This is a genomic window from Pseudogemmobacter humi, from assembly GCF_900609055.1.
GTDB lineage: Bacteria > Pseudomonadota > Alphaproteobacteria > Rhodobacterales > Rhodobacteraceae > Pseudogemmobacter > Pseudogemmobacter humi.
Genome location: NZ_UXAW01000086.1, coordinates 31,499 through 44,576, shown reverse-complemented (window position 1 = coordinate 44,576; position 13,078 = coordinate 31,499). Strand labels below are relative to the sequence as shown.

Annotated in this window: 13 protein-coding genes; 6 read left to right on the top strand and 7 right to left on the bottom strand. The window is 66.0% G+C overall.

Features of this window, described 5'->3' with window-relative positions; translation table 11 throughout:
• Positions 1-30: 30 nt before the first annotated feature.
• Complete coding sequence (locus tag XINFAN_RS15175) at positions 31-300, bottom strand: usg protein (RefSeq protein WP_124087712.1); 270 nt, start codon at positions 298-300, stop codon at positions 31-33.
• A gap of 205 nt (positions 301-505) precedes the next feature.
• Here XINFAN_RS15175 and gyrA point away from each other — a divergent pair, with 205 nt between their 5' ends.
• From gyrA to gluQRS, 5 genes are all read left to right on the top strand, one after another.
• Positions 506-3,229, top strand: a complete 2,724-nt coding sequence (gyrA, locus tag XINFAN_RS15170; protein ID WP_124087711.1) for a DNA gyrase subunit A — start codon at positions 506-508, stop codon at positions 3,227-3,229.
• On the top strand, positions 3,216-3,521 hold the full coding sequence (locus tag XINFAN_RS15165) for a hypothetical protein (RefSeq protein ID WP_124087710.1): 306 nt from the start codon (positions 3,216-3,218) through the stop codon (positions 3,519-3,521). Before gyrA ends, XINFAN_RS15165 begins: the two co-directional genes overlap by 14 nt.
• A 39-nt stretch (positions 3,522-3,560) precedes the next feature.
• On the top strand, positions 3,561-3,911 hold the full coding sequence (locus XINFAN_RS15160; RefSeq protein ID WP_124087709.1) for a DUF6614 family protein: 351 nt from the start codon (positions 3,561-3,563) through the stop codon (positions 3,909-3,911).
• A 68-nt stretch (positions 3,912-3,979) separates the two neighbouring features.
• The gene (trmFO, locus tag XINFAN_RS15155; RefSeq protein ID WP_124087708.1) at positions 3,980-5,326 is read left to right on the top strand and encodes a methylenetetrahydrofolate--tRNA-(uracil(54)-C(5))-methyltransferase (FADH(2)-oxidizing) TrmFO; all 1,347 of its coding nucleotides are present in this window, start codon (positions 3,980-3,982) and stop codon (positions 5,324-5,326) included.
• Complete coding sequence (gene gluQRS / locus XINFAN_RS15150) at positions 5,314-6,147, top strand: tRNA glutamyl-Q(34) synthetase GluQRS (RefSeq protein ID WP_124087707.1); 834 nt, start codon at positions 5,314-5,316, stop codon at positions 6,145-6,147. Before trmFO ends, gluQRS begins: the two co-directional genes overlap by 13 nt.
• Positions 6,148-6,195: 48 nt before the next feature.
• Here gluQRS and hisI read toward each other — a convergent pair whose 3' ends face one another.
• On the bottom strand, positions 6,196-6,555 hold the full coding sequence (hisI, locus tag XINFAN_RS15145; RefSeq protein ID WP_124087706.1) for a phosphoribosyl-AMP cyclohydrolase: 360 nt from the start codon (positions 6,553-6,555) through the stop codon (positions 6,196-6,198).
• A gap of 60 nt (positions 6,556-6,615) precedes the next feature.
• On the opposite strand from hisI, the gene XINFAN_RS15140 reads away from it, so the two are divergent.
• On the top strand, positions 6,616-7,059 hold the full coding sequence (locus tag XINFAN_RS15140; RefSeq protein ID WP_124087705.1) for an iron-sulfur cluster assembly scaffold protein: 444 nt from the start codon (positions 6,616-6,618) through the stop codon (positions 7,057-7,059).
• 156 nt (positions 7,060-7,215) lie between these two features.
• On the opposite strand, the gene XINFAN_RS22410 is transcribed toward XINFAN_RS15140, so the two are convergent.
• The 5 genes from XINFAN_RS22410 to sciP all read right to left on the bottom strand — a co-directional run bounded on the left by XINFAN_RS22410 (position 7,216) and on the right by sciP (position 13,051).
• Entirely contained in the window at positions 7,216-7,338 is a 123-nt protein-coding gene (locus XINFAN_RS22410; RefSeq protein ID WP_267898356.1) for a hypothetical protein, read from the bottom strand.
• A gap of 106 nt (positions 7,339-7,444) precedes the next feature.
• Complete coding sequence (recG, locus tag XINFAN_RS15135) at positions 7,445-9,535, bottom strand: ATP-dependent DNA helicase RecG (RefSeq protein WP_124087704.1); 2,091 nt, start codon at positions 9,533-9,535, stop codon at positions 7,445-7,447.
• Entirely contained in the window at positions 9,536-11,788 is a 2,253-nt protein-coding gene (gene ligA, locus XINFAN_RS15130; protein WP_124087703.1) for an NAD-dependent DNA ligase LigA, read from the bottom strand.
• Between the two features lie 163 nt (positions 11,789-11,951).
• Positions 11,952-12,665, bottom strand: a complete 714-nt coding sequence (gene ctrA / locus XINFAN_RS15125) for a response regulator transcription factor CtrA (protein WP_124087702.1) — start codon at positions 12,663-12,665, stop codon at positions 11,952-11,954.
• A gap of 107 nt (positions 12,666-12,772) precedes the next feature.
• Positions 12,773-13,051: a CtrA inhibitor SciP gene (gene sciP, locus XINFAN_RS15120; RefSeq protein ID WP_124087701.1), complete on the bottom strand. Its 279-nt coding sequence runs from the start codon at positions 13,049-13,051 to the stop codon at positions 12,773-12,775.
• Positions 13,052-13,078 lie beyond the last annotated feature (27 nt).

The window sequence follows — 13,078 nt, the reverse complement described above, 5'->3', positions numbered from 1 at the left end:
ATACGCCCGGCCAGGGGCCTTCGCAACCCTTCAGTGCAGGCGGAACTCGCCCGTCACATTGCGCCATTCCGCCGGGCCGATCAGCTTGCGATGCGTGAAGCGCACCGAATGCAGCGGCCCCTCGATATTCTCCTGCCAGAACTCGATGAAGCGGAACAGTTCGGGGTAATCCGGCGCCAGATCGTATTGCTGCCAGACGAATGTGTTCAGCACCGAGCGGTAATCGGGCATCCGGTAGAAGATCTCCGCCGTCGTCAGCCCGTAGCCTTTCAGCATCAGGCCGGTCTCGCTTTCCTGCATGGGGTTTCCTCCTTTCACTCTCCCCTGAGTGAATCATGACATATGTGAAAAATTTCTCAATGATTTCATTTGATTGTCACTCATCCCGCATGGCTGCTGACAGCGGGACCGCCCGCCATTGCACCCCACCCCTGGTATGGTGTAGTCTGCGCGCAACCGGATCCAGGCCCCAGATGCGGCCCTGACAGGCCAGAGAGAGCAGACCGTGACGGACATCCCCGAAGATATTGAAAACGCAGGCGAAACCCCGGAGAAGCCGGTCTATCACGGCCCGCAGGTGGATATCGCCCAGGAGATGCGCACCGCCTATCTCGATTACGCGATGAGCGTGATCGTAAGCCGCGCCATCCCTGATCTGCGCGACGGGCTGAAGCCGGTGCACCGCCGCGTGCTGTTTGCGATGCACGAGAGCAGCAACACCCATGACAAGCCCTATCGCAAATCGGCCCGTCCGGTCGGCGATACGATGGGGAAATACCACCCCCATGGCGACAGTTCGATCTACGACGCGCTGGTGCGGATGGCGCAGCCCTTCAGCATGTCGCTGAAACTCCTTGATGGACAAGGGAATTTCGGCTCGATGGACGGCGATATGCCGGCGGCGATGCGCTATACCGAAGTGCGGATGGACAAGCCCGCCGCCTATCTGCTGGCCGATATCGACAAGGACACCGTCGATTTCCAGGACAATTACGACGGCAAGGACCGCGAGCCGACCGTTCTGCCGGCGCGGTTCCCGAACATGCTGGTCAACGGCGCCGGCGGCATCGCCGTGGGCATGGCGACCAACATCCCGCCGCACAACCTGGGCGAGGTGGTGGATGCCACGCTCGCTATGATAGAAAATCCCGATATCTCCATGGAAACACTCATGGAAATCGTTCCGGCGCCGGATTTTCCGACCGGGGGGCTGATCCTTGGGCGCTCGGGCGCGAGGAAGGCCTATCTTGAGGGGCGCGGCTCGGTGATCATCCGGGCCAAAACCCATATCGAGGAATTGCGCAAAGACCGTTGGGCGATCATCGTCGATGAGATCCCCTATCAGGTGAACAAGGCTTCGATGATCGAGAAGATCGCCGAGGCGGTGCGCGAAAAGCGGATCGAAGGCATCGCCTCGGTCGCGGACGAATCCGACCGCGTGGGCGTGCGGGTGGTGGTCGAGCTGAAACGCGACGCCACGCCCGATGTGGTCCTGAACCAGCTTTATCGGTTCACCCCGATGCAGGTCTATTTCGGCTGCAACATGCTGGCTTTGAACGGCGGGCGGCCAGAGACACTGACCTTGCGAGATTTCCTGAGCCATTTCATAACTTTCCGCGAGGAAGTTATCGCGCGGCGCACCGCCTTTGAGCTGCGCAAGGCTCGCGAGCGCAGCCATATCCTCTGCGGCCTCGCGGTAGCGGTCTCGAACGTCGACGAGGTGGTGGCGACGATCCGCTCGTCCTCGGACCCGGCCGAGGCGCGGGACCGGCTGATGACGCGGCGCTGGCCCGCGCATGACATCGCCGGCTACATCCGGCTGATCGACGATCCGACCCACAAGATGAACGAGGACGGCACCTACAACCTCTCCGAGGCCCAGGCTCGCGCGATCCTTGAGCTGCGGCTGCAACGGCTGACCGCGCTCGGGGTGCGGGAAGTTACCGACGAGCTGGAAGAACTGGCGGCTAAGATCAAGGATTACCTCGATATTCTGTCCTCACGCGAGCGGATCATGGCGATCATCTCGAATGAGTTGACCGAGGTGAAGACCCAGTTCGCCGTGCCGCGCCGCACCCAGATCGCCGATTGGGAAGGCGATCTCGACGACGAGGATCTGATCGAGCGCGAGGATATGGTCGTGACCATCACCTCGGGCGGCTACATCAAGCGCACGCCTTTGGCCGAGTTCCGCCAGCAGAACCGCGGCGGCAAGGGTCTTGCCTCGATGCAGACCAAGGAAGACGATGTCGTCACTACGCTTTTCGTAGCGAATACGCATACCTGGCTCTTGTTCTTCACGACGACCGGCATGGTCTACAAGCTCAAGACCTGGCGGCTGCCGGTGGCCGGTCGCACCGCCAAAGGCAAGGCGATCGTCAATATCCTGCCGATCGAGCCGGGCGTTTCCATCGCCGCACTGATGCCGGTGGACGTGCCCGAGACGGAATGGGACGATCTTCAGATCGTGTTCTCCACCTCGGACGGCGACGTGCGGCAGAACGACCTCTCGGACTTCACCAATGTCATGCGCAACGGCAAGATCGCGATGAAACTGCCCGAGGGCGTGACGCTGGTGAACGCCGCCATCGCCGACGAGAACGACGATGTGATGCTGGTCACCGCGCTTGGCCGCGCGATCCGCTTCCCGACGACCGAGATCCGGGTGTTCAAATCGCGCGGCTCGACCGGGGTGCGCGGCATCCGGCTGAGCGGCGCCGACCGGGTGGTCTCGATGTCGATCATCCGCCATTTCGAGGCCACGCCCGAAGAGCGCGAGGCCTATCTTAAGCAGCGCCGCCTGATGGCGGGCGCCATCGAGGACGACGCCGAAGCCGATGACGACGAGGAAACCGTCGCCGCCGGACAGCTTTCGACCGAGCGCTATGCCGAGATGTCGGCGGCCGAGGATCTGATCCTGACCATCACCGCGGGCGGCACCGGGAAGCTCTCGTCCTCGCACGGCTATCCGGTGCGCGGGCGCGGCGGCCAGGGCGTGATGGCGATGGACAAGGCGATGCGCGGCGGGCCGCTGGTGGCCTCGTTCCCGGTGGAAATGTCGGATCAGATCATGCTGGCGACCTCGTCGGGCCAGTCGATCCGGGTGCCGGTGGACCAGATCAGCTTCCGCTCGCGCTCGGCGGGCGGCGTGCGGGTGCTGAACACGCGCGGCGAGGAGCAGGTGGTCTCGGTCGCGCGGGTGGCCGAACAGGGCGATGACGGCGAGTGACGCGCTCCCGGCCCGGCTCGCGGCTCTGGCCGCGGCGGGCGAGACGGTGAGCTACGGCGCGCTGGCCCGGGATCTGGGCCTGCGGATAGTGGAACTGACCGGCGCGCTTGAGGCTCTGATGGAAGAGGATGCCGCATCGGGCCGCCCCTTCCGCGCCGCTCTGTGCCGGTCGCGGTTGGGCGACGGCCTGCCCGCGCCGGGGTTCTTTCTGAAAGCCCGGGCTCTGGGGGCTGATATCGCGGACCCTGCAGCTTTCACCGCGCGCGAGCGGCAGCGCTTAACCCCGCGCTAACCTCCGTCTGTTTCACTGTCCCCGCGAAGGGAGAAACGGATGAATCTCTATCATTGCCTGATCGAACTGCGCCCCGAGGCGCGGGCCCTGTCCTTCGCCGCCGCAACCGAGGCCTGGATGCAGCATTTGCGCGCCCGGGGTCTGGTGACCGGCTGGCGGCTGATGCGGCGCAAGCTGGGCCTCGCTGCGGGCGCCCATACCGATTTCCTGCTGGAGATCGAACTGGCGGGGCTCGGGGCGCTCGACAGCGCCTTTTCGGATCTCGGCAATGCCGACGAGGAAGCTGCGCGCCGCTACGACCAGATGCACGGCATGATCGCCAGCGTCGATGCCGGGCTCTACCGCCCCTATCCCGACGCGGCGCAGCGCGAGCGGATCGCGCTGATCTGAGCCGCCGATCTGCCGCCGTTGATCTGGCCCCCGTTGATCTGTCGGGGGCGCGGCGCTACATCCCGTGCATGGAACAGCTACATATCATCGGCGGCGGCATGGCCGGATCCGAGGCCGCCTGGCAGGCGGCCGAACTGGGCGTCCCCGTGGTCCTGCACGAGATGCGGCCCAATGTCGGCACCTTCGCGCACCGCACCGGCGATTTCGCCGAGATGGTCTGCTCGAACTCGTTCCGTTCGGACGACGACGAGCGCAATGCCGTCGGCCTCTTGCACTGGGAGATGCGGGCGGCAGGCGGGCTGATCATGGAAATGGCCGGGAGCCACCGGCTGCCCGCAGGCGGCGCGCTGGCGGTGGACCGCGAGGCGTTTTCCGCCGCGGTGACGGAACGGCTGCGCGCGCATCCGCTGATTTCCTTTGCATCGGAAGAGGTTACCACCCTGCCCTCCTCCGGCCACTGGATCATCGCCACCGGCCCGCTGACCTCGGGCGCGCTCGCGGGCGCGATTCAGGCCGAGACCGGCGCTGACAGCCTCGCCTTTTTCGACGCCATCGCCCCCATCGTCTATGCCGAAACCATCGACATGTCGGTCGCCTGGCGCCAAAGCCGCTACGACAAGGGCGAGACCGAGGCCGAGCAGAAAGCCTATATCAACTGTCCGATGGACAAGCCGCAATACGAGGCCTTCATCGACGCGCTGCTGGCGGCAGAAAAGACCGAATTCCACGAGGGCGAAGCTGAGTCCTCCCCCAAGCCCACCCCCTATTTCGACGGCTGCCTGCCCATCGAGGTCATGGCCGAACGCGGCCGCGAAACCCTGCGCCACGGTCCGATGAAGCCGGTGGGCCTGACCAATGCCCACGACCCGGCGAACAAGCCTTACGCTGTGGTGCAACTGCGGCGCGACAATGCGCTCGGGACGCTCTACAATATCGTCGGCTTCCAGACCAAGATGAAATACGCCGCGCAAGCCGCTGTTTTTCGTATGATTCCGGCGCTTGAGAATGCCGGCTTCGCCCGCCTCGGCGGCATCCACCGCAACACTTTCATCAACTCGCCCCGGCTGCTCGATGACCGGATGCGGCTGAAAAGCCGGCCGAACATCCGCTTCGCCGGCCAGATCACCGGGGTCGAGGGCTATGTCGAATCCGCCGCCATGGGCCTGCTCGCGGGCCGGATGGCGGCGGGCGAGATCATGGGGCGCGACCTCGCCCCGCCACCGCCCGAAACCGCCATCGGCGCGCTGATCACCCATATCACCGGCGGCGCCGAGGCGAAAACCTTCCAGCCGATGAACGTCAACTTCGGCCTCTTCCCCCCGATCGACGCCAAAGGCGGGCGTCGCGGCCGCAAAGACCGCTACAAGGCCTATACCGACCGCGCGAAAGAGGCGTTCACCGCGTGGCTTTCGTAACCCGCTTCGCCCCTTCGCCCACCGGCCCGTTGCATCTGGGCCATGCCTGTTCCGCCATTCTTGCCCATGACATGGCCCGCGCGGCGGGCGGGCGCTTCCTGCTCAGGATGGAGGACACCGACCTTGAGCGCAGCAAGCCGGAATACGAGGCGCAGATCCTCGACGATCTGACCTGGCTGGGGCTGAGCTGGGACGGGCCGGTCCACCGCCAGTCGGAGCATATCGACAGCTACAATGCCCGGCTTGAGCCTCTTGCGGCGCGGGGGCTGCTCTATCCCTGTTCCTGCACCCGCTCGGACATCCGCGCCGCCCTCGCCGCACCGCAGGAGGGGGTCGCCTTCACGGTCTATCCCGGCACCTGCCGCGGGCGCGGGATGGACAGCCGCCGCCCGGGTGATGCGCTCCGGCTGGACCTCGCGGCGGCGCTGCGGGTGGTGGGCAGCCCCGGTTTCACCGAAACCGGCCCGGCGCATCAGGGGCTCCATCGCATCGACCCGGCGCTGGCCCTGCGCGAAATCGGCGATGTGGTGCTGTCGCGCAAAGGCGAGGATATCGTGGCCTATTTCCTCGCCTCGGCCTTCGACGATGCCGACCAGGGCATCAGCCATGTGATCCGCGGCGAGGATCTGTTCGCCTTCACGCCCGTCCAGGTGATCCTGCAACGCCTGTTCGGCCTGCCGACGCCGATCTACCACCACCACCGGCTGATCCGCGACGATCAGGGCAAAAGGCTCGCGAAACGCGACGACGCAAGGGCGCTGGCGAAATACCGCGCCGAGGGGGCGACGCCCGCAGACATCCGCCGGATGGTCGGGCTGTAGCGCAAATTTCTTCAAAGAAATTTGCAAATTCGTTCGAACGAATTTGTCTTACGCCATCGGCGTCAGAATTTCGGTTTCCCCGCCCTCGCGCAAAGCGGTGTAGAAGCAGGAACGCCGGTTGGTGTGACAGGCCGGCCCCTGCTGTTCGACCAGCGCCAGCAGGCAGTCGCGGTCACAGTCGATCCGCAGTTCCACCAGATTCTGCACATGGCCCGAACTCTCGCCCTTGATCCAGAACGCCTGGCGCGAGCGCGACCAATAGGTCACCCTTCCGCTCTCCAGCGTCTTCGCCACCGCATCCGCGTTCATCCAGGCCAGCATCAGCACCTCGCCCGTGCGGTGGTCCTGGGCGATGCAGGGCAACAATCCGTTCGCGTCGTATTTCAGGCTTGCGGGGTCAAACGGCATCGGCTTCTCCTTGGCGCGACCGTCACGCGGGATTACATAGCCGTAAGCGGAGGGCAAGGCATGAGCGACAGCGATCTGATCTCGCTTTACTCGGGGCGCATCCTGGAACTGGCGGCGGGGATTCCGCTGACCGGGCGGCTGCCGGCCCCCCAGGGCAGCGCGAAGAAGCGCTCGGCGCTCTGCGGCTCGGCGATCACCGCCGATGTGGTGCTGCACGACGGCCGGGTCGCGGAATTCGCCCAGGACGTGCGGGCCTGCGCGCTCGGCCAGGCCTCGGCGGCGATCCTCGGCAAGGTGGTGATCGGGCGCAGCCGGGCGGAACTGGAGCGTGCCCGCGACCAGCTGACGGCGATGCTGAAACAGCAGGGCCCCGCCCCCGATGCGCCGTTCGACGGCTATGAGGTGCTGATCCCGGCCCGCGATTACCGCAATCGCCATGCCTCGATCCTGCTGGCGCTGGACGCCGCCTGCGAGGCGGCGGCGGCCGCAGAGGCGGCGCGATAAAAAAACCGCCGCGCGTCGGGTTGCGACGGCGGCGGAGGAGCGCGTGTCTGGGCGTGCGGGCGATCTGCGGATCAGGCTGGCAGATCGGGGGCCATCGGGACAGAAGGCAGGGCACGCCTGGGGAACAGACCGCAGGCAGAAACTGTCGAAACGGGCTCAGACCATACCGGGCAAAGCCAGACCAGCGATGAGCAAAGCGAAGAGCGCCATCACCCCCAGGACATCCTCGGCCATGCGGGCGTCTGCGCTGTGACGGGCGGCTTTCAGTCGGGCGATCATTCTGGCCTCCACTCTGGTATCGCGTCTTTGTTGCCATATTGTTCTCACACGAATCGCGGCGTGTAAAGAACTTTTTAGGAACATTAGGGATCACATCAGGAACGGATCAGCCAACGCTCAAAAGGCGGATGGCGCGGTCCTGGTCCAGAAGCCACAAGAGATTGCGCGCCGCCCGTCCGCGCGGGCCTTCCAGTTTCGGATCTTCCCCCAGCAGACGCCGCGCATCGGACTGCGCCACCGCCATCAGCGCCGACTGCCGCTCCAGATCGGCCACCCGGAACCGCGGCAGGCCCGATTGCGCGGTGCCGATCAGATCGCCCGCGCCGCGTATCGCGAGATCTTCCTCGGAAATGCGGAAGCCGTCCTCGGTGTCGCGGATCACCTTCAGCCGCCGCTCGGCGCTCTCGGTCAGCGGCGCCTGGTAGAGCAGCAGGCAGGTCGAATCCGCCGTGCCGCGCCCCACCCGCCCGCGCAACTGGTGCAACTGCGCGAGGCCGTAATTCTCGGCCCGCTCGATCACCATGATCGAGGCGTTGGGCACGTTGACGCCGACCTCGATCACCGTGGTCGCGACAAGCACGCTGGTCTCGCCCGAAACGAACCGCGCCATGGCCGCGTCCTTCTCGGCGGGCGGCATCTGTCCGTGGACGAGGCCGACGCGCCCCTCACCCAGAGCGGCACGCAACTGGCCGAACCGCTCGACCGCCGAGGTCAGATCGACCAGCTCGCTTTCCTCGACCAGCGGGCAGACCCAATAGGCCTGACGCCCCCCGGCGATGGCCTCAGCCAGGTGGGCCACCACCTCGTCGATCCGCGCGGTCGAGACCATCGCGGTGCGGATCGGCTTCCTGCCCGGCGGCTTCTCGTCCAGCACCGAGACATCCATATCGCCGTAAGAGGCCAAAGCCAGGCTGCGCGGGATCGGCGTCGCGGTCATCACCAGCACATCCGCCGCCTGGCCCTTGGCGCCGAGCTCCATCCGTTGCGCCACGCCGAAACGGTGCTGCTCGTCGATCACCGCAAGGCGCAGGTCGCGGAATTCCACATCTTTCTGGAACACCGCATGGGTGCCAAGGAGCACGTCGATTTCCCCCGCCGCCAGCGCCTTCAGCTTCGCCACACGCTCCGCCCCGCGGTCGCGGCCGGTCAGGATCTCCAGCCGGATCCCGGCGCTTAGGGCCAGCGGCGCCAGCCCCTCCAGATGCTGGCGGGCGAGGATTTCCGTGGGCGCCATCAACACACCCTGCCCGCCCGCCTCGACCGCGATCGCCAGCGCCATCAGCGCGACCAGCGTCTTGCCGGCGCCGACATCGCCCTGAAGCAGCCGGTTCATCCGCAGCGGCCCGGCCATATCTCCGGCAATCTCATGCAGCGCGCGGGTCTGCGCGCCGGTGGGCGCATAGGGCAGCGCCGCCAGCAGCCGCTCGCGCAGCCGCCCGTCGCCCTGGCTCTGCATCCCCTTGCCGCGCCGCATCACCTGGCGCGCGAGCGAGAGCGTCAGCTGATGCGCGAACAGCTCGTCATAGGCCAGCCGCGCCCGCCCGGGGGCCGAGGGCGCCAGGTCGGTGGCGCTTTTCGGATTGCGGACGAGGTGCAGAGCCTGATGCCAGTCGGGCCAGCCCTCGCGCGCCTTCAGCGGCCCGTCGATCCATTCCGGCAGTTCCGGCACCCGCGGCAGCACGGACGCCACCGCCTTCTGCACCAGTTTCTGGCTGATCCCGGCGGTCAGCGGATAGACCGGTTCCCATTCCGGCAGGGTTGCGGCCTCCTCGGGGCGCAGCATGTAATCGGGATGCACGATCCTGACCGCATAATCCCCCGCCTCGGCTTTCCCTGAGACGATGCGCCGCTCGCCCGTCGGTAGCATCCGCGCGATATAGTCGCCGCGGGCGTGGAAGAACACCAGATCCAGGGCGTCGCCATTGTCGTCATTCGTATGGACCACCAGCGGCCCACCCTTGCGCCGGGGCGGCACATGGGCGCCGATCTCCAGATTCAGCGTCGCCACCGCCGGCAGCACATAGTCGCGGATGCCCGCGCGCAGGCCGCGGTCCACCCCCGAGTAAGGCAGCAGCCAGAGCAGATCCTTCGGGCGCGTGACCTCCAGCCCCTCGAAGGCCTTCGCGGTTTTCGCGCCGACGCCATCCAGCGTCTCCAGCCCCGCGAAGAGCGGAAAGAGGATCTCGGGCCGGCTCATTCAGCCCTGCCCGATCAGCGCGAGCCAGGCATCCTCGTCGATCATCTTCACCCCCAGCCTCCCGGCATCCTTCGCCTTGGACCCCGCTCCCGGCCCCGCCACCAGCAGATCGGTCTTCGCCGAGACGCTGCCCGCGACCTTGGCGCCAAGCGCCTCGGCCCGGGCCTTGGCCTCGGCCCGGGTCATCTTCTCCAGCGTGCCGGTGAAAACCACCGTCAGCCCCGCGACCGGGCTTTCGCTGGCGCGCGCCGCCGGGGGGGTGATCTCGCGCAGTTCAGTCACCAGCGCCTCGACCGCGTCCCGCTCATGGCTTCCGGGCGCGAGTGCCGTAACCAGCGAAACCGCCAGCACGCCGCCCACCCCGTCGATCGACAAAAGTTCGCTCCAGGCCGGAAGCGCCGCTTCGGGCAACGGCGGTTCGGCCTCCCATATCGCGGCGCGGGCCCTGGCGACCTGGGCGCGGCGGCCTTCCTGGGCCGCGGCGGCGCGTTCGTCTGCCGCCGCCTCATCCGCCGCGATCTGGCGCAGCGCCGCCGGGTAAGCGGCATCCACCGCCGCGATCAGCGCGGACCAGGAGCCGTAATGCCGCGCAAGATCGCGTGCCGCCACCTCGCCCACATCGCGGATGCCGAGCGCGAAGAGGAACCGCTCGAAAGCGATGGTCCGACGCTCATCAATGGCGGCGAAAAGTTTCCTGACCGAGGTCCGCCCGAACCCGTCGCGGTTCTCCAGCTTGGGCAGATTTTCGGCATCCCTTTGTTTCAGCGTGAAAATATCCGCAGGCGTCTGCACCGGAAGATCGGTGTCGCGGTAGAACATCTCGATCTGTTTCGCGCCCAGCCCCTCGATGTCGAAGGCGTTGCGGCTGACGAAATGCTTCAGCCGCTCCATCCTCTGCGCCGGGCAGATCAGCCCGCCGGTGCAGCGGCGCACCGAATCGCCCGGAGCGCGAATCGCCGGGCTGCCGCATTCCGGGCAGGTCTCGGGGAAGATCCAGGGCTGCGCGCCCCCGGGCCGTTGCGACAGATCGACATCCGCCACTTTCGGGATCACGTCACCCGCGCGGTAGACCTGGACCCAATCACCGATGCGGATATCCTTGCCGCCGCGGATCTCGGTCCCGTCCGAGCTGCGGCCCTGGATATAGTCTTCATTATGCAGCGTCGCGTTCGACACCACCACGCCCCCCACTGTGACCGACGTCAGCCGCGCCACCGGCGAGAGCGCGCCGGTGCGGCCGACCTGGATGTCGATCGCCTCAAGCCTCGTCCAGGCCAGTTCGGCGGGGAATTTATGCGCGATCGCCCAGCGGGGCGTGGTGGAGCGGAACCCGAGCCGGGCCTGGAGCGCCAGATCCTCGACCTTGTAGACCACGCCGTCGATGTCATAGCCGAGGCTGGCGCGGCTCTGCTCGATCCGCCGATACTGCGCCAGCATCTCCTGCGGCCCGTCGCAGAGCACGGTGAGCGGGTTGGTCTGAAAACCAAGCGCGCCAAGCCGGGCGATCACGCCCGACTGGGTGGTGGCGAGCGGTTCCGACAACTCCCCGGTGGCATAGGCGAAGAACCTGAGCGGGCGGCTCGCGGTGATCGTCGCATCGAGCTGGCGCAGGCTGCCGGCGGCGGCGTTCCGGGGGTTCGCGAAAATCTTCTCGCCCGCCTCAGTCTGGCGCGCGTTCAGCGCGGCGAAATCGGCATGCGACATATAGACCTCGCCGCGCACCTCCATCACCTTCGGCGCGCCGGACACGCGCCCGGGAATATCCGTTATCGTGCGGGCATTTGCGGTGACATTCTCACCTGTCGTGCCATCGCCCCGGGTCGCGGCCTGGACCAGCAGGCCGTCCTCGTAGCGCAGGGACAGCGACAGCCCGTCGATCTTCGGCTCGGCGGTGTAATGCAGCGGGCCGGGATGGTTGAGGAAGTTGCGCAGCCTTTCGTCGAAATCCGCCACATCCTCTTCGGCGAAGGCGTTCTCGAGACTCAGCATCGCGATCCGGTGCGTGACCTTGCCGAATCCCTCGGCCACCGCCCCGCCGATCTGATCCGAGGGGCTGTCCTCGCGTTTCAGCGCCGGAAACCGCGCCTCGATCTCCGCATTGCGGCGTTTCAGCGCGTCATATTCCGCGTCTGAGATCTCCGGTGCGTCCTCGGTATGATAGGCGCGGTTCGCTTCCGCGATTTTGCCCGCAAGTTCGGCCAGTTCTTCGCGGGCCTCGGCCTCGGTCAATGTCTCGATCGCTCTGGCTTCCATCGCCCCCTCCGGCCCCGCGCTGAAGCTCAGAACCTAGGCGGGGCGACAGGCGAGGTAAAGCGGCAGAAACGCCCTGTAAGACCGCCCCGGAAACGCAACATTTTCATCCGCAACCGGACCGATTCGCGGCTTTCGCGCCAGCCACCCGCGATCAGGCAACAGATCAGGCGCTGGCCGCCATCTGGCCAGCGGCCTTGCCGCCCACCGGATCGCGCAGCACATAGCCGCGGCCCCAGACCGTCTCGATGTAATTGTCGCCGCCGGTGGCCTCGGCCAGTTTCTTGCGCAATTTGCAGATGAAAACGTCGATGATCTTGAGCTCGGGCTCATCCATGCCGCCGTAAAGGTGATTGAGGAACATCTCCTTGGTCAGCGTGGTGCCCTTCCTGAGCGAGAGCAGTTCGAGCATCTGGTATTCCTTGCCGGTCAGATGGATCGGCCGGCCCTCGGTCTCGACGGTTTTCGCGTCCAGGTTGACCGTGATCGCGCCGGTGCGGATCATCGACTGGCTGTGACCCTTGGAGCGGCGGATGATCGCATGGATCCGCGCCACCAATTCCTCACGGTGGAACGGCTTGGTCAGATAATCGTCGGCGCCGAAGCCAAAGCCGCGCAGCTTGTTTTCGGTATCGTCCGAGCCCGACAGGATCAGGATCGGCGTTTCCACCCTGGCGAGACGGATCTGGCGCAGAACCTCATGCCCGCTCATGTCCGGCAGGTTCAGATCCAGCAAAATAAGGTCGTAATCGTAAAGTTTTGCGAGATCGATCCCGTCCTCACCCATATCGGTGCAATAGACGTTCAGATTGGCATGGGTCAGCATCAGTTCGATGCTGCGCGACGTGGCTGGATCGTCTTCGACAAGCAATATGCGCATTCTCAAATCTCCGCTCGGGCGCCTGACGGCAGGTCATCTTCGTTAACGACCCTGGCAGGCACTGGTTAATGCGGAGTTACTTTGGCAGAGCGCCGCCGCAATACAATCTAAAGTTGTCTGTATTTTTGTATTGCCGTGACCTTCAGGGCCTTTTCGCCATGGGTCTCCACCGCGCTGCGCCAGAGGCCGAACTCTTCCTCGGACAGCGCATAGCGTTCGCGCGCCTCCTCCTCGGTGATCAGCCCGTGCTGCACCGCACGCACCACCACCGCCTTGCGGCTGGCAACCCAGCGTCGCGTCTGCGACGAGGGCAGATCGGCCCGGCTCAGCACCGAGCCGTCAGGCAAAGTGACCTGTCGTGGCCCTTCGACACGTTTGAGAAACATCGCAGATCCCCGCTTCACTGACTTCCG